General features: G+C 40.0%; 17 protein-coding genes. 15 read left to right on the forward strand and 2 right to left on the reverse strand.

The window, feature by feature from the left end:
* The first annotated feature begins 40 nt into the window (after nucleotides 1-40).
* The 6 genes from QUF86_RS17040 to QUF86_RS17065 all read left to right on the forward strand — a co-directional run bounded on the left by QUF86_RS17040 (nucleotide 41) and on the right by QUF86_RS17065 (nucleotide 7,305).
* The gene (locus QUF86_RS17040; RefSeq protein WP_289334970.1) at nucleotides 41-685 is read left to right on the forward strand and encodes an HD domain-containing protein; all 645 of its coding nucleotides are present in this window, start codon (nucleotides 41-43) and stop codon (nucleotides 683-685) included.
* Nucleotides 682-2,559 carry an ABC-F family ATP-binding cassette domain-containing protein gene (locus QUF86_RS17045; protein ID WP_289334971.1) on the forward strand — a complete coding sequence of 626 codons (1,878 nt, stop codon included), beginning with the start codon at nucleotides 682-684 and terminating at the stop codon, nucleotides 2,557-2,559. The genes QUF86_RS17040 and QUF86_RS17045 overlap by 4 nt, the downstream gene beginning before the upstream one ends.
* 129 nt (nucleotides 2,560-2,688) lie before the next feature.
* Complete coding sequence (locus QUF86_RS17050) at nucleotides 2,689-3,825, forward strand: conserved virulence factor C family protein (protein ID WP_289316019.1); 1,137 nt, start codon at nucleotides 2,689-2,691, stop codon at nucleotides 3,823-3,825.
* A gap of 290 nt (nucleotides 3,826-4,115) precedes the next feature.
* On the forward strand, nucleotides 4,116-5,801 hold the full coding sequence (gene ilvD / locus QUF86_RS17055; RefSeq protein ID WP_289316020.1) for a dihydroxy-acid dehydratase: 1,686 nt from the start codon (nucleotides 4,116-4,118) through the stop codon (nucleotides 5,799-5,801).
* A 207-nt stretch (nucleotides 5,802-6,008) separates the two neighbouring features.
* The gene (locus tag QUF86_RS17060) at nucleotides 6,009-6,446 is read left to right on the forward strand and encodes a BrxA/BrxB family bacilliredoxin (protein WP_289316021.1); all 438 of its coding nucleotides are present in this window, start codon (nucleotides 6,009-6,011) and stop codon (nucleotides 6,444-6,446) included.
* A gap of 67 nt (nucleotides 6,447-6,513) precedes the next feature.
* Nucleotides 6,514-7,305 carry a class I SAM-dependent methyltransferase gene (locus tag QUF86_RS17065; protein WP_289334972.1) on the forward strand — a complete coding sequence of 264 codons (792 nt, stop codon included), beginning with the start codon at nucleotides 6,514-6,516 and terminating at the stop codon, nucleotides 7,303-7,305.
* Here the strand turns inward: QUF86_RS17065 and ggt are convergent.
* A complete protein-coding gene (ggt, locus tag QUF86_RS17070; protein ID WP_289334973.1) occupies nucleotides 7,293-8,981 on the reverse strand; it encodes a gamma-glutamyltransferase in 1,689 nt (562 codons plus the stop codon). The two genes, QUF86_RS17065 and ggt, sit on opposite strands and share 13 nt — an antisense overlap.
* Nucleotides 8,982-9,427: 446 nt before the next feature.
* On the opposite strand from ggt, the gene QUF86_RS17075 reads away from it, so the two are divergent.
* The 4 genes from QUF86_RS17075 (at nucleotide 9,428) to QUF86_RS17090 (ending at nucleotide 12,230) form a co-directional block, all read left to right on the forward strand.
* Nucleotides 9,428-10,045, forward strand: coding sequence for a YpjP family protein (locus QUF86_RS17075; protein ID WP_289334974.1), 618 nt, complete (start codon nucleotides 9,428-9,430; stop codon nucleotides 10,043-10,045).
* A 199-nt stretch (nucleotides 10,046-10,244) separates the two neighbouring features.
* The gene (locus QUF86_RS17080) at nucleotides 10,245-11,015 is read left to right on the forward strand and encodes a TerC family protein (protein ID WP_289334975.1); all 771 of its coding nucleotides are present in this window, start codon (nucleotides 10,245-10,247) and stop codon (nucleotides 11,013-11,015) included.
* Nucleotides 11,016-11,224: 209 nt separating this feature from the next.
* Nucleotides 11,225-11,752, forward strand: coding sequence for a dihydrofolate reductase family protein (locus QUF86_RS17085; protein WP_289336248.1), 528 nt, complete (start codon nucleotides 11,225-11,227; stop codon nucleotides 11,750-11,752).
* A 238-nt stretch (nucleotides 11,753-11,990) separates the two neighbouring features.
* Entirely contained in the window at nucleotides 11,991-12,230 is a 240-nt protein-coding gene (locus QUF86_RS17090) for a hypothetical protein (RefSeq protein ID WP_289334976.1), read from the forward strand.
* Nucleotides 12,231-12,282: 52 nt separating this feature from the next.
* On the opposite strand, the gene QUF86_RS17095 is transcribed toward QUF86_RS17090, so the two are convergent.
* Entirely contained in the window at nucleotides 12,283-12,525 is a 243-nt protein-coding gene (locus QUF86_RS17095; RefSeq protein WP_289316028.1) for a hypothetical protein, read from the reverse strand.
* A gap of 223 nt (nucleotides 12,526-12,748) precedes the next feature.
* On the opposite strand from QUF86_RS17095, the gene QUF86_RS17100 reads away from it, so the two are divergent.
* The 5 genes from QUF86_RS17100 (at nucleotide 12,749) to tatA (ending at nucleotide 16,597) form a co-directional block, all read left to right on the forward strand.
* The gene (locus QUF86_RS17100) at nucleotides 12,749-13,459 is read left to right on the forward strand and encodes an anthrax toxin lethal factor-related metalloendopeptidase (RefSeq protein ID WP_289334977.1); all 711 of its coding nucleotides are present in this window, start codon (nucleotides 12,749-12,751) and stop codon (nucleotides 13,457-13,459) included.
* Between the two features lie 57 nt (nucleotides 13,460-13,516).
* Nucleotides 13,517-14,311, forward strand: a complete 795-nt coding sequence (locus tag QUF86_RS17105) for a thymidylate synthase (protein WP_289316030.1) — start codon at nucleotides 13,517-13,519, stop codon at nucleotides 14,309-14,311.
* A complete protein-coding gene (locus QUF86_RS17110) occupies nucleotides 14,308-14,793 on the forward strand; it encodes a dihydrofolate reductase (RefSeq protein ID WP_289334978.1) in 486 nt (161 codons plus the stop codon). Before QUF86_RS17105 ends, QUF86_RS17110 begins: the two co-directional genes overlap by 4 nt.
* 150 nt (nucleotides 14,794-14,943) lie before the next feature.
* Nucleotides 14,944-16,212 (forward strand): threonine ammonia-lyase IlvA, encoded by a 1,269-nt coding sequence (gene ilvA / locus QUF86_RS17115; RefSeq protein ID WP_289325424.1) that lies wholly within the window; start codon nucleotides 14,944-14,946, stop codon nucleotides 16,210-16,212.
* Nucleotides 16,213-16,405: 193 nt separating this feature from the next.
* The gene (gene tatA, locus QUF86_RS17120) at nucleotides 16,406-16,597 is read left to right on the forward strand and encodes a twin-arginine translocase TatA/TatE family subunit (protein ID WP_034307557.1); all 192 of its coding nucleotides are present in this window, start codon (nucleotides 16,406-16,408) and stop codon (nucleotides 16,595-16,597) included.
* Nucleotides 16,598-16,621 lie beyond the last annotated feature (24 nt).

Genomic DNA, 16,621 nt, shown 5'->3' on the forward strand with positions numbered 1-16,621 from the left:
TGAGAACCATGGTAAAATAGAAAGGACATGGAGTGGTGAAATGAAACAAACGATGATAGATTTAACGGAGAAGTATGTATATGACCAATTGAATTCTGATGCCAGCGGCCATGATTGGTTCCATATCGATCGGGTTCGTAAGCTGGCTTTACATATTGCAAAAGAAGAAGGAAAAGGGAATGAGTTCATCATTGAATTGGCGGCCCTGCTTCATGATATCCCTGATGATAAACTAAACCAGGAAGCTGATGAGGGATGGGGAAAGCTGGATCGTTGGTTTCAGGAACTGAAGTTGGATATTGATAGTGTGGATGCCATTAAACAAATCATCAACACAATTTCATATAGTTCCGGGCAGTTGAAGCTTCCTTCCATCGAGGCTGAAATTGTTCAGGACGCGGACCGCTTGGATGCAATTGGTGCCATTGGGATAGCCAGGACATTTGCATTTGGAGGAAAAAAGGGACAACTTATGTTTGATCCTTCACTGCCCATTAGGGAAAACATGACAAAGAAGGAATACAGGACGGGTAAAAGCTCTTCCGTTCATCACTTTTATGAAAAATTATTACGTTTGCAAGATATGCTCAATACTTGCACAGCCAAGAGGATTGCAAGTGAAAGGCATGATTATATGGTTAGATTTTTAGAGGAATTTAAAAAGGAATGGGATGTACGATTATGAAAGTTTTTAGCATGGAACATGTAATGAAAACCCAAGGGGAAAAACTTCTATTTAAAGATGTGTCTTTATCCATTACCGAAGGGGAAAAAATCGGGATCGTTGGCATTAACGGCACCGGTAAATCAACATTATTGAATATCATTGCAGGATTGGAAGACAGTGATTTAGGAACGAAGGATCATCCGAATGATTACACGATTTCCTATCTATCCCAAGATCCGCATTTTGATGAGAAATTGACGATCATGGAATATATGTACGAAAGCTCAACTCCTGTATTTTCATTGATCAAGGAGTATGAAAAGACGCTCGTCCAACTCCAGGTAGATCCACAGAATAGCGCAATACAGGACCGTTTGTTAAAACAGCAACAGGATATGGACACGCTTGGCGCCTGGGATACAAGTGCCAATGCCAGAACGATACTGACCAAGCTGGGCCTTCCCGATCACTCAAGGAAATTGGGGGAACTGTCAGGTGGCCAAAAAAAACGTGCGGCCCTGGCAAAAACCTTGATTGAGACCCCTGATTTACTGATTTTGGATGAGCCTACGAACCATCTCGATTTCGAAAGCATTACTTGGCTTGAGGAATATTTGGGGAAATATCAAAAGTCCGTCTTATTCGTAACCCATGATCGATATTTCCTTGATCGGGTTTCCAATAAAATTTGGGAAATTGCCCAAACGCAGCTTTTCGAATACAAAGGGAACTATGCTGACTATTTAGAATCAAAGGCCATTCGTGAAGAGAACGAATCGACCGAAAGAACGAAAAAAGAAAGTCTATTCAAAAAAGAACTGGCCTGGATCCGAAAAGGTGCAAAGGCCCGGACAACGAAACAAAAGGCCAGGATCCAACGCTTCGAAACATTGGAATCCGGTGTAAAGGATAAGCAGAAAACCGAGAACCTGGAAATGGAATTAAGCGGTGCCCGTCTTGGGAAAAAGGTACTGGAGATGCAGGATGTCACTAAATCTTTCGGGGATCAAACCATCATCAACCATTTTTCCTTCCTCTTCAAACCAGGTGATCGAATTGGGATCGTCGGTAATAATGGCAGTGGTAAGTCAACCTTGTTAAATATCCTTGCGGGACGGGAATCTATAGATAAAGGAAACCTGGAAATAGGGCAAACCGTGAAAATAGGCTACTATACGCAAGAAAGCGTCGATATGGATGAGAATTTGCGCATGATAGAGTATATTCGCGAAACGGCGGATTCAATCGCCCTTAAAGATGGTAGTTTCATATCGGCTGCGCAGATGCTTGAAAGGTTCCTGTTTCCAATGGGATCGCATGGGACGCCAATTCGCAAGCTGTCTGGAGGGGAAAAAAGGCGTTTGTATCTCCTTAACATATTGATGTCGGCACCTAATGTCCTGCTTTTGGATGAACCGACGAATGATTTGGACACGCAAACCTTGACCGTTCTGGAGGATTATTTAGAAACGTTTTCAGGTGTAGTCATTACTGTATCACATGATAGGTATTTCTTGGATAAAACGTGCCATCAGCTCCTTGTCTTCAAGAATAAAGGTGAAATTGATTTCTATTACGGTAATTACTCGGAGTTCTTGGAAGAAAAGACGGAAGAGGCCGTACCAGTGAAAACACCAGAACCTCAGATTAACCGCACGGAAAAGAAAAAGAAAAAACTAACCTATGCGGAAAGTAAGGAATGGGAAGAGATTGAAGGGAACATGGAACGGGTCGAACTGCGTCTGAAAGACATCACGTCAGAAATGTCAGCAGCGGGAAGCGATTTTGAAAGAGTCCGCCTGCTGCTTGAAGAAGAAAAGGAACTAACGGATAAATTAGAGCATTTTTTGGAAAGATGGACGTATTTAGCGGAAAAATTGGAAGAGGAATGAGCGGGGGACTGGTCCAAGGGAGTAAACTTGGACCGGTCTTTTTTTAGCCAATCTCAATTGCATGAGAATCTGTTGCCGTTGTGATAATATCTAGTACATGGAAACGTCTTGTAAAAGGAGAGAAATGGATTGAAAATTAAATCAATAGAACCTACACCAAGTCCGAATACAATGAAAATCAATTTAACTGAAGAGTTATTAGCAGGTAAAAGTAATAACTATAAGAAGGATCAAGCTGAACAGGCACCGCAGCTGATTAAAGATTTATTTAAGATTGATGGGGTGAAAGGGGTATATCATGTTGCGGATTTCTTAGCGGTTGAGCGCAATGCGAAATATGATTGGAAAGATATCTTGGTCCAAATCCGTCAGGTCTTCGGGGAAAAAACCGAAGAACAAAGTCAACAAACGGTTTTAAATGAACATTACGGTGAAGTAGCCGTTGCCATTCAACAATTCAAAGGCATTCCGATGCAAATTAAAGCAAGTGATAGCCAACACGAGAAACGTTTTGCCTTACCGGAATATTTCATAAAGGGCATTGCCGCTGCCCAAAAAGAAGATGATAATGTAGTCCTGCTTCGAAAATGGAAGGATTATGGCGTAAGATATGGTGATATGGAAGATATCGTGAAGGAAGTATCGGATGAGCTGATTGCAGCATATCCGGAAGAACGAATTAATCGGCTAGTAGCTGCTGCTAAAGAAATGGTTGATACAAAAGAAACATTCTTGAAACGGCCAAAAATTAAACTGACTGCAGAAATGCTGAATGACGAAAGTTGGGAAAAGCGATATCAGGCTTTAGAACAAATGGAAGATCCAACTGTGGATGATATTCCAGTATTGGACATGGCACTCTCCGACAGTAAAGTCTCCATTCGAAGGCTCGCGGTTGTATACTTGGGTATGATCGAAGATAGAAAAGTGCTTCCGAGCTTGTACAAAGCTTTGAAAGATAAAAGTGCAGCCGTAAGACGTACGGCTGGTGACTGTTTATCCGATCTAGGGTTTGAAGAAGCGATGGGGGAAATGTCACATTCACTTTCGGATAAAAATAAGTTGGTAAGGTGGAGGGCGGCGATGTTTTTATACGAAGCGGGAAATGAAACGACCCTCCCTTATCTAAAGCAAGCGGAACAGGACCCTGAATTCGAAGTGGCCCTTCAGGTCAAGATGGCCATTGACCGCATAGAAAATGGGGAAGAAGCGAAAGGTTCGGTTTGGAAGCAAATGACAGAATCAAGGCAAACGAATGACAAGTGATTTGGAATAACCCAGGCAAAAGGCATGCAGATGATGTAATCCGCATGCCTTTTTATTTTTGAGTTCTCCTCAGGTCGAATCCCAAAACATTTAAAATGGCCAATTTTTCGATATATAGAAGTTTTTTAAGATATAAATCAGTTCTCTATTATTTTAGTAAAATGATTTTTGTAGATATTTAGTGTTGAATGGTTGCATTTGAATGTAAATATGTTAGAATTTTTAGAGTATACTAAAAATTATATTATATTGAATCATTAAACATTTAGTGGAAATTGGGGGTACAACAAATGTCTACATCAAATATGAGAAGTGACATGATTACAAAAGGGGTCGATCGAGCTCCACATAGAAGCCTGTTGCGGGCAGCAGGGGTTAAAGAAGAAGATTTCGGTAAACCGTTCATCGCGGTTTGTAATTCATACATCGATATCGTTCCAGGTCATGTCCACCTTCAGGAATTCGGAAAAATAGTGAAGGAAGCGATTCGGGAAGCAGGCGGTGTGCCTTTCGAATTTAATACGATTGGGGTAGACGATGGAATTGCGATGGGTCATATTGGTATGCGCTATTCTCTGCCAAGCCGTGAAATCATCGCGGATTCCGTGGAAACTGTCGTATCTGCACATTGGTTTGACGGTATGGTTTGCATTCCAAACTGTGACAAGATAACGCCGGGAATGATGATGGCAGCTCTTCGTGTCAATATTCCTACAATATTCGTAAGTGGCGGACCGATGAAGGCAGGCAAAGACAAAAACGGTAAGTCTCTTTCATTAACATCCGTTTTTGAAGGGGTGGGCGCTTATCAAGCAGGTAATATCAATGCAGAAGATTTACAGGAAATCGAGCAAGTTGCATGCCCTACTTGTGGTTCTTGTTCAGGAATGTTCACTGCAAACTCCATGAACTGTTTGGCAGAAGGCTTAGGACTTGCGCTTCCGGGAAATGGAACGATTTTGGCGGTAGCAGAAGAACGTAAAGAATTCGTCAAGAAATCAGCTAAACAATTGATGGAGATAATCAAACTGGATATCAAGCCTCGTGATATCGTGACGATTGATGCAATTGATAACGCATTTGCATTGGATATGGCGATGGGCGGTTCAACTAACACTGTACTGCATACACTTGCATTGGCACATGAAGCAGGTTTTGAATATCCAATGGAACGCATAAATGAAATAGCTAACCGCGTACCGCATCTAGCGAAAATTGCACCGGCATCCGATTATCATATTGAAGATGTACATAATGCTGGTGGTGTAAGTGCAGTCATTAATGAGTTACTCAAAAAACCAGGTGCCTTTAACGGAGACTGCCTTTCCGTTTCAGGTAAAACGCTCCGCGAAAATGTTGCCGGTTGTGAAATTTTGGACAAGGATGTTATCCATCCGTTAGATAATCCGCATTCTGAGCGTGGAGGGCTGGCAGTATTGTTCGGTAACCTTGCACCTCAAGGCTCCATCATAAAAGTGGGTGCCGTTGACGAATCAGTTGGTGGCTACCACAGGGGTCCTGCGATTTGTTTCGATTCCCAGGAAGATGCACTTTCCGGAATCATCACTGGAAAAGTTAAAGAAGGGAATGTAGTGGTCATTCGTTACGAAGGACCTAAAGGAGGGCCGGGTATGCCGGAAATGTTGGCACCGACTTCCCAAATCGTCGGAAGGGGACTTGGAGCCAAAGTCGGTTTGATTACTGATGGCCGCTTTTCAGGCGCATCTCGAGGCATCAGCATTGGCCATATATCCCCCGAAGCAGCTGAGGGAGGCCCAATCGCCTTTGTGGAAGATGGAGATATCATCGAGTTGGATTTGGAAAATCGTAAAATCCAATTGGAAATTTCCGATGAAGAATTCGAAAAGCGCAAAGCAAATTGGAAAGGTTTCGAATCAAAAGTTAGAACAGGCTATTTAGCACGTTATTCCAAACTTGTGACGAATGCCAGCTCAGGCGGAGTGATGAAAGTTTAATTAAAGGAAGATACTAAAACATGGTGGCAGAATGAAATGGATTCTGTCACCATGTTTCTTTTTGCAGCGTAAATGAATCTTCTTTGATTATGATCCATTATGTTGGAAGGAAGAATATACAACGCTCTAAGCGTCATTTTTGCATAAGCACTTAAGAATATAGTATGATTAAACTAATTGAAGAATTGTAACCAAGGGGGTTTTTTTATGTCGATGGCATATGATGAATATATGAAACAAATGGTAAAACCAATGCGTGCGGAACTGGTGCAAGCAGGTTTTGAGGAGTTGGTATCAGCCGAAGCGGTTGAAAACTTTATGGATTCCGTAGAAGGTACGACACTTGTGGTTGTGAATTCAGTTTGTGGTTGTGCTGCCGGGTTAGCCCGTCCAGCTGCTACTCAAGCCGTACTTCAAGCAGACAATAAGCCTGATCATCTGGTAACTGTATTCGCCGGTCAAGATAAGGAAGCGACAGCTAAAATGCGGGAATACTTCGATGGAATAGAACCTTCTTCACCATCCATGGCTCTCCTAAAGGGCAAAGAGGTCTTACATTTCATTCCGCGCCATGATATAGAAGGACAGCCAATGGAAGCCATTATGGAAAATTTATTGGCAGCATTCAGTCAAGTGAATAAGTGATGAAGTAGAATGTCCTGGAAACAGGGCATTCTTTTCAAATTTAATAGAGTATGGAGGGGGAGGATTCATGTTTGTCACTACAGTAGGAAGAGTCGATAAAGAAACGATGATATTAGCCGAGAGGTTAGCTGAAGAATTACATATTCCCTATATTGCCCGAAGAAAACGATCGGTGAGAGATATCCAATCGGAACATGATGAAGATGATTGCCTCGTTTTTGGTAAAAAGCGGATGGAGTTATATCGGTACCAAGAAAAAGAACCATTCTTTTTTCACCCGAACCTTGCGATGATCAGAATAAAACGATTAATTCGTGGCGAAAGTGATCCATTTCTCATTGCCGGAGATATAAATGAGGGGGATTCTGTGCTTGATTGTACATTGGGCTTGGGATCTGATGCGATTGTCGCAAGTTTCGCAGTTGGTGAACATGGACAGGTTGTTGCATTGGAGGGAAATCAATATTTGGCCATGCTCGTGGAACATGGGATGAAGACCTGGGAGAATGCAGAGGAAAAGATGATACAAGCGATGAGACGAATAGAGGTCATTCAAGCGGATCATTACGATATATTGAAAGCATTGCCGGATGATCATTTTGATGTCGTATATTTCGATCCCATGTTTGAGGAAACGATTCAGGAATCGAATGGAATCAAGGGGTTGACTCATTTTGCGGAAGATAAGGATTTATCGATGGAAATAATGAAAGAAGCCAAGCGGGTTGCGCGAAAGAGAGTCGTGTTGAAAGACCATTTTCGCAGTTCCCGCTTTGAGGAATTTGGATTTGAGGTATTAAAGAGAACAACATCCAAATTTCATTTTGGCTTCATTTCCATTCTTGATCAGGATTTATAATCTGTCTCGTCTAATCCCATTGCACAACCTTCCCTGCTTGAATCGGCAGCACCATAGTTCGAACCATCAGGATTAATTTGAATGGCTTGGACATTCCCTATAGAGTGGGGAACTTCATTAAAGGCAAAGCCCATTCCTTCCAAGTGACCTTTGCTAGTCATATCCATTCCTGCTTCCCATTCAATATGGGGGCCCATTGGTGTGAAAATTCTAGGTTCTTCAATGGCTGCTTTCAAGTCCATTTTTAAATCGAGTACATTGATGATCGTTTGGACGACTGAACTGATGATGGTTGGTCCTCCAGGTGATCCTAGCGTCAAAATCGGCTCGCCGTCTTTAAAGATGATGGTCGGGCTTTTACAGCTGACAGGGCGTTTATTGGGCTGCACTTCATTCATGCCTCCAGGAATGGAATCGAAATCAGTCAGTTCATTATTCAGCATGAAACCATAGTTGGAAACCATGATGCCTGAGCCGAATGGATGTTCAACTGTAGAAGTGCAAGCTGCAATATTACCCCATCTGTCACGGACCGTGAAGTGTGTCGTTTCACTGATATCTTCGTCAATAGGTTGCGGAATGACTTCTCTTTGTTTCACGGAATCATATATCCAAGGGTTTCCGAAGTCAATGGCATTATTCCTTGCTTTGAAATTAATGAATGAGCGGCGTTTGGCTATATATTCATCATGCAGTAGACCCGCTAATGGCAATTCGGCAAATTCGGGATCAGCGAGAAATGCCTTTTTATCTGTAAATGCAAGACGCATCGCTTCTGCAATCAAGTAATATTTTTCCCAAGAACGGACGTCATATTGTTCGATTTGGAAGCTCTCCAATATTTTCAGGATTTGAATGACCGTGAATCCGCCTGCACTTGGGGCCATGGATGATGCAATTCGATAATCCTTATAAGTCCCATACATTGGTTCATCAATCGTTGCTTTATAATCCTGTAAATCAGAAAGCTCCATGAACCCTCCCAATTCCTGTATACAGGAAATGATGCCCTCTCCGATTTCTCCATCATAAAATGCGGAAACGCCTTCACGTTGCAATATCCGATAGGTATTCGCCAAATTTTCTTTTATCAGCAATTCGCCATCTTGATAGGGTTTTCCGTTTGGCATGAAGAACTTACGGGCTTCCTCGCCCAATCGATATTCAAAATTTTTAAGAGCATCGCAAAGGACCCAATTGACGGGAACTCCTTTTTCTGCAAATTCAATGGATGGCTCGATGAGGTCAGCTAAAGGCTTGCTTCCATATTCGGAGAGTGCTTCATCCATAGCTTTCAGTATTCCAGGAATTCCAACCGCTGTAGCTTTGATCGAGCGTTCTTTAAAGGGGATGACTTCCCCTTTTTCATCAAGAAACATGTCTCGATGCGCTGCTTTAGGTGCTCTAACATGGCCATCGAATATTTTTGTTTTCTTATCTTTAGCGTTATATACCATAAGGAAACCACTTCCGCCGATTCCAGTCATCATGGGTTCTACAATATTCAGGGCAAATTGGATGGCGACCGCCGCATCGACAGCATTTCCACCTTCACGTAATATTTTTTCCCCAATGGAAGTGGCTACGGGATGAGCGGTAACGACCATTCCGGCGTTCCCTGTAGCTGTTTCCCTCTTGTAATCTTTATCTTTAGTGTGTTCATTGGTGTGTTCCATAATGATTCCTCCAGTATTCAGTCCTTTTATCTGCCAGAAGGTAAGGCTTTATGTGATTGTGTGAAAAGAAAACCTTGTCATTGTGTATAAATGACAAGGAGATTTTTCGTAGGTATTTATTTATTCTTAATCAGCAAATGCTAAATATACGAAAAATGCTAATGTTACAAGACATAAAGCCACCATGGCAGTCGTAGTCAAAGCCATATAAGACCCCTCCTTAAAAAGACTTGAATCTAATTAAGTTCTCCAAATATCGTCAAAATCCTTCATTTAATTTTAGAATTGTTGATATTTAGTAAAAAAAGTTCGGGTTTATAAAGTTTATATAGGTATTTATCCTTTTTTTTGATTTTTGAAACATGGGTAACTATATATTCGTAATTACTAAAAAATAAAAGTATACTAAATATAATGATAATACAAAAAAGGAGGGGGAGTGTGATTTGAAAGCAGCGGTTTGGTTCAGGAAAAGTCTGGTCATTTTAGTATCCGTTTTAACGTTTGGTCTTGTCACTCCTTCAGATCTGGCGTGGCTTGCTGAAGCCGATTCGTTAAAGGATACTAAAAAAGGGTTGGTGGATGAAGAAGGGTTAGCCTATCTTTCTTCACAGAAACCGACTGAACCTGAAGAGGAATTCGACCGGGAAGAATTTTTATCGGGCATATTCAATAAAGCAGAGGAAAACGCATTTATGAAATTTGGCGATAAGATCAATCCTAAAATAGGCGATGAGTTCAAAATGGTAATATTACCAAAAATGGAAGAAGTCATTACAGAAATGGCTGCCCAATTTCCAGATGAAAAATTACAGCAATTAACCATCACTGAGCAGCCGAGTGCTGGCAGGGCCGAGAAAATTTTTCATATTTATGATTCTAATAGCGGCAGGGATATCATCAGATTCCATGTAAGGCAGGAAAATCCTCCACTGGATGGATATTGGTTCAATTTTCACTATCATACCTACCATGATTCATTTGCCTCCCATTATGATATAGGGAAAATATATTGGGATAAAAATACGCCGCCAGAGTGGACGAGTAAACAAAGGCTCTCATAGTGTGGATGGTTTCGTTGATTTTAATTAAGTGTAAGCGTATGATGAAAATGAAATTTCTAATAGGCATTAAATGATACGTTGTCATGCAACGTATTTATTTTGTGTTTAAAACATAGTAGAGTTTTTATCATTACTGGGAAGAATGTTATTTTAAATGGTTTTCTAATTTTGCTGTAATAGTAGCAGGGGAGTCTTTATCATGTCAGATTTGTTAAATAACATCATTCAAACATATGCTCAATTTTTTGATTGGCATATGTGGGTGGAGGTTTTATCCGACCCTGTGAGCTGGGGATTGATAGGAACACTTGTATTAATGGAAGGATTACTATCGGCGGATAACGCTTTGGTATTAGCTGTAATGGTCAGGCATCTTCCGGAAAAACAACGGAAAAAAGCACTTTTTTATGGATTATTAGGTGCTTACGCTTTTAGGTTTATAGCGATTGGAATCGGTGTTTTCCTCATTAAGCTTTGGTGGGTGAAGGTGATTGGAGCAGCCTATCTTGGTTGGCTCTCGTTTAAATACTTTAGGGATAAAAGGAAAAAACAAGCGGGGACCGATGAAGATATCCAGGGAATGAGTAAAAACAGCTTACTAATCCGTATGTTTGGTACATTATGGGGAACGGTTGCGGCAGTGGAATTGATGGATATAGCATTTTCCGTCGATAGTGTCTTGGCCGCTTTCGGGGTGAGTGAAAAGGTCTGGGTCCTTCTGACCGGCGGGATGATTGGTGTTTTGATGATGCGGGGAGTCGCAGGTTTATTTTTAAAATTGATAGACAAGGTTCCTGAATTGGAAACTGCCGCATATGTGCTTATCGGGTTCATTGCTATAAAAATGCTAATCGCCGTTGCAGGGATCGAAATCCCTCCTACGATCTTTTTTGCCTTTATCTTGATGATTTTCGGCACCACGATCGTAATTCATTTGAAGAAAGGGAAAAAGCTCAAAGAACATGGTTGAGCACTATGTAAAAAGCTGACACAAAAATGATGTCAGCTTTTTGTTGACAAAAGGATTCGGAATGTTCTCATCCCGACCCCCTTTCAAATTTAGTGAAGAATTAACCTTGTAAAGAGTGGTGTCTTACCTGGAGGAAGTATCAATGGAATTACAAGATGGTTTATATGAAGAAATATCAAGTTTATGTTCCGAGGGGGATCAGTTGGTTGATGGAAAAACAGCGTAACATTATTTTATACATTGGTACTTCAATTGATGGCTATATTGCAAATGATGATGGTACATTAGAGTGGTTAGAATCAACAGAAGTAGAAGGAGATTCTGGCTACAATTCACTCCTGGAAAGAATTGACACTGTTGTTATGGGAAAAGGAACTTATGATGTCATTCGTGGATTTGATATGGATTATCCTTATAGTGATTATAAAAATTATGTATTTTCTAAATCTGTTAGTGGATCAGATGAATATGCTTCATTTATTGATGAAGATGTCAAAACTTTCATTAAAAATATAAAACAAAAGCCTGGTAAAGGTATATGGTTAATTGGTGGAGGAAACATAGCTCGTGAATTTTTTAAAGAAAATTTAATTGATGAATTCCAACTAGCCATTGCACCCATTATTTTGGGGAAAGGAATCTCCCTTTATATCGGAGATGATATTACCCTAAAATACACATTAACCAAAGTGGAAAAATTAGGTCAACTTGCTATGCTTCATTATATAAAAAAATAATTCCTCATCATCTTTCCCTTTTTTAGTAGGGGAAGATTTTTACCTTTTCAATTACACTTTTTACTGAAAATCGTTCGAAAAATTAATGGATGTTTATACAACTAACGGTGAGCTTTAGTGCAATTAGTTACACATAACATACATTTTTTAGAACAAATAAAGATTTTGAGACAGTTATCAGAACCCGTTAAGGCAAACTAGCGTTTCTTCAAATTTGTCTATAGTCTGGAGGTTCGGATTGATCTCACCCCGAAACATGATTTTAAAAGAAAACTTGATTATCCTTCATGTTTTTTTACTTGTTTATACGGATGAAACCCTTACAAGATTGAAGAAATTTGCGACACTCCTGCCGAATAACGGGCTAGCCAAGACCCCACAGACGCTTGCTTTGATGCGGCTTGGCAGACAGTCGGCGGAAAGGGAGCGGATTTCTGAAATCAACTTAAAATTCTATAAAAGTAAAAATTGTAGGTGAAGTGTCTTTTCATCGAGTTTGCATACAGTCTGTGCTGACATCAAATATGATGTCAGCTTTTTTTTTGGAGAATATCAAGTAATTGAAGAAGGGCGGTAAATGTAGTGAAGAAAATCAAAGGCAATAAAATGTTAAGCCAGAGAGAAGGGAGTAACGGATGCAGCAATATGCCAAAGAAAATGGAGAACAAAAAAAGATCGAGAATGATGAACACTTTTAAACTGTAAATATCAAGGACTTCTTCAGCAAGTTCACGGTGCTCATTCAAGCTGGCGTTTTTATTATTGGTTTCCATGCAATCACCTTAAACCTTTTACGATTATATACTGTTGATATATGAAAAGAGCGGAACATTGGTTCTTTTCAGGAATGGGCTGGAACCAAAATTACCAAAAAAACATAGAGTTTTTACATTAAATCAATATGTTATACTAATATAATAGTGTTGAAGATTTATAGATTTAAAAATACATATATTTCTTGACGATAATGAGAAATGATTGAAAGGGGAGAAGATTGTGAAAAGTAAAAAATGGTTAACCGTTCTTGCATTATTTGCCTTTTTCCTCTCGATGCTCTCCTATTCCCTAGCAAAGGATGAAGGGGTAAAATGGCGGAATTTGCCCAAAGATAACCTATTAAGACAAGCAGATATTTTTAATGATAATAAAGAATTACAAAGAATATTTTTATTTCCAGAAGGGAAATACAATGAAAAGGAAGCATTAGGAATTGTTGGAACAATCAACAAACTGCCTCATTCCCTTTTAGTGAAGACTGCTGACAGAGGTGTGAGGGTCAAACTATTTAATGGTAATTTAACAGAAAATCAATCTGCGGCTAAATTAAAGGGAAAATCCCCCCGTGGTTATTTGAATAAAGAAACAACTTGGGATGATGTTCCTGGGATGGGCGGATCTCATACCGTATTGGTTAAAATCGGAGCAAGTGACAAGGGTAACGGGCATGGATCCGTTAATTTGGAACTGCATGAGCTAGGGCATTCCATTGATAATATAGTTTATGATGGTATCCGTGAAGACATGGATTATTTGAAGATTTGGGGCAAGGAAGTGGAAGGACTGTTTCCTGGACAGTCGTATTTTTCCAATTATCCTGAAGAATACTTTGCAGAAACGTTTGCTATGTTTTATGTAAACTTCGAACAAAATCAATTACTTAGAAAAAAAGCACCCGAGACTTATAATTTTATTAAACAATTAGATTAAACATTGGGCTATAATACGTTAAAATAAGGAGAATGAAAGTAGAAAAGGTGGTTTATCATGAAGCAATATTTAGATTTATGTAAGCATGTACTCGAGAATGGCACTCAAAAAGGTGATCGTACGGGAACAGGGACGATCAGTACCTTCGGATATCAAATGAGATTTAATTTAAAAGATGGGTTCCCTGTCCTTACAACGAAAAAGGTTAGTTTAAAAGCGATTATCCATGAACTATTATGGTTTTTGAAGGGTGATACAAATGTTGGCTACCTTCAGGAAAATTCCGTACGCATTTGGAATGAATGGGCTGATGAAAAGGGAGAATTAGGTCCGATTTATGGTCATCAATGGCGTTCTTGGGGAGCGGCTGATGGAAGGCAAATCGACCAGATCAGTGAATTGATCGAACAAATCAAAACGAATCCAAATTCAAGAAGGTTGATAGTGAGTGCTTGGAATGTTGGGGAACTAGACGAAATGGCATTGCCGCCTTGCCATGCTTTCTTTCAATTCTATGTGGCTGATGGCAAGCTTTCGTGCCAGCTATATCAACGTTCAGCGGACGTCTTTTTAGGTGTTCCTTTTAATATTGCTTCGTATGCGCTCCTAACGATGATGATCGCGCAGGTGTGTGATTTGGAAGTTGGCGAATTTGTACATACTTTTGGGGATGTCCACATCTACTCTAACCACCTTGAACAAGTGGAACTGCAGTTGACTCGTGATCCGAAACCATTGCCAATCATGAAAATAAATCCGGAAGTGAAAAATATCTTTGATTTTAGCTTCGAGGATTTCGTTTTGGAAAATTACGAAGCCCATCCCCATATAAAAGGAGAGGTTAGCATATGATATCGTTGATAGTGGCCATGGATCAAAATCGTGTGATCGGGAAAGACAATAAACTGCCATGGCATCTACCGGCCGATTTACAGTATTTTAAAAAAGTGACGATGGGGCATCCAATCGTCATGGGCAGAAAAACATTTGAATCAATCGGCAGGGTACTGCCTGGCCGTGAAAATGTCATCGTTACCCGCAATCAGGATTTTAAAGCGGAAGGTTGCGTAGTGTTACATGATATTACACAAATCAAAACGTTTGCAGACAATAGTGATGAGGAAGTCTTCGTGATTGGCGGAGCCGAAATCTTCAAGGAAATCCTTCCTGTTACCGACCGCCTGTATATAACGGAAATTCATGAAACCTTTGAAGGTGATACTTTCTTTCCCGTGATTGATGAAAATGAATGGGATAAAATTTCCTCAAACCCAGGCAGCATCGATGAAAAAAATCGATATGCACATGATTTTATTATTCTACAAAAAAAATAAATGACTATCCGATTATGGGGAAATAACCATAATCGGATTTTTTTTGGTATGGAATGAACAAAAGATAGAATTTTTAGAAAAATCAATTACATTAATAACAGTAAAGTGCTATAATGATTGAATTGATTAGGAAGGAAATGAGGGATTGATATGAACCAGACAGCATCCATGAATAGGGGGATTCAATTGGAAGATATTCTAATTGCCTACAGAGAACTGAAAGAAATCGTTTTACATACTCCTTTACAAAAAAATCAGAGGCTCTCTGAAAAATATGAATGTAATGTATATTTAAAACGCGAGGACCTTCAACATGTACGTTCCTTTAAATTAAGAGGGGCTTACTATAAAATGAAAAGCTTGACCGAGGAAGAGACGAAGAATGGAGTCGTTTGTGCAAGTGCAGGTAACCATGCACAGGGAGTTGCTTTTTCCTGCAGTCAATTAGGTATCCACGGAAAAATTTATATGCCTGCTACAACACCAAGGCAAAAAGTCGATCAAGTTCAGTTATTTGGTCGGGATAATGTGGAAATCATCCTGATCGGAGATACATTCGATGATGCATTTGCCATGGCGATGGAATGCTGTGAAAAAGAAGAGCGTTCCTTTATCCATCCATTTGACGATGAAAAGGTAATCGCCGGGCAAGGAACAACGGCTGTAGAAATCCTGAATGATTGTGAAGATGGAATTGATTATGTATTTGCGGCTATCGGCGGTGGCGGTTTAATGGCCGGAGTATCAAGTTATTTCAAATCGGTTTCACCAAAAACGAAATGCATTGGCGTGGAGCCGCTTGGGGCTGCTTCGATGGAATACTCCTTCAAGGAAGGAAAAGTTTCTGAACTTGAAAGCATAGATACATTTGTTGACGGAGCAGCTGTCAAGTGTGTAGGACAGATGACATATCAGCTCTGTAAGGAAAACCTGGAAGATATCGTTGTCGTTCCTTCAGGGCAGATCTGCACGACGATTCTCGATTTATATAATCAGCATGCAATTGTCGCTGAGCCGGCAGGGGCCATTTCTGTAGCCGCTTTGGATTTGTACAAAGAACAAATCAAAGGAAAAACGGTTGTTTGCATGGTCAGCGGAGGGAATAACGACATTGGTCGTATGCAGGAAATTAAGGAGAAATCCTTATTATATGAAGGACTGCTTTATTATTTTATCGTGAATTTCCCGCAACGCGCTGGTGCTTTAAGGGAATTCCTTGATGAGGTGTTAGGACCGAATGACGATATAAGCCGATTTGAATATACGAAGAAAAACAATAAAGAAAGCGGGCCGGCCCTGGTTGGTGTAGAGCTAAAGGATAAAAATGATTATCAAGGGCTCATTCAAAGGATGAACAAAAAAGGATTCTCTTTCGTTGAGGTCAATAAAGACAGTAATTTATTTCATTTATTGATTTAATCATGGACAAAATGTTAAATTAGGATAGAATAATACCTATGTTTTTACATTTTATTCTGCCGGCACAGTCGTTACGGCCATACTGTCGAAAATTGTTACCATTCTATGACGAATTGCCAGTTCCCTTTCAATTGGTTGGAAATGGTATTATAATCGGAGTAGGTCTAATTACAACACCAAAGGGGATGTATCCATGTCGAACATTGGAGTACCTGGTCTGATTCTCATCTTAATATTGGCATTAATTATCTTTGGTCCGAAGAAACTTCCAGAAATTGGCCGTGCTTTTGGACAGACACTTCGTGAATTTAAAAAGTCCACGAGTGACTTAACAAAAGGTGATTATGAAGAAGATAAGAAATTACAACAAAAAAATCATGAATGATTGAAATGCTGGGCGTAAGATGTA

This window comes from Peribacillus sp. NJ11, from assembly GCF_030348405.1.
Lineage (GTDB): Bacteria > Bacillota > Bacilli > Bacillales > DSM-1321 > Peribacillus.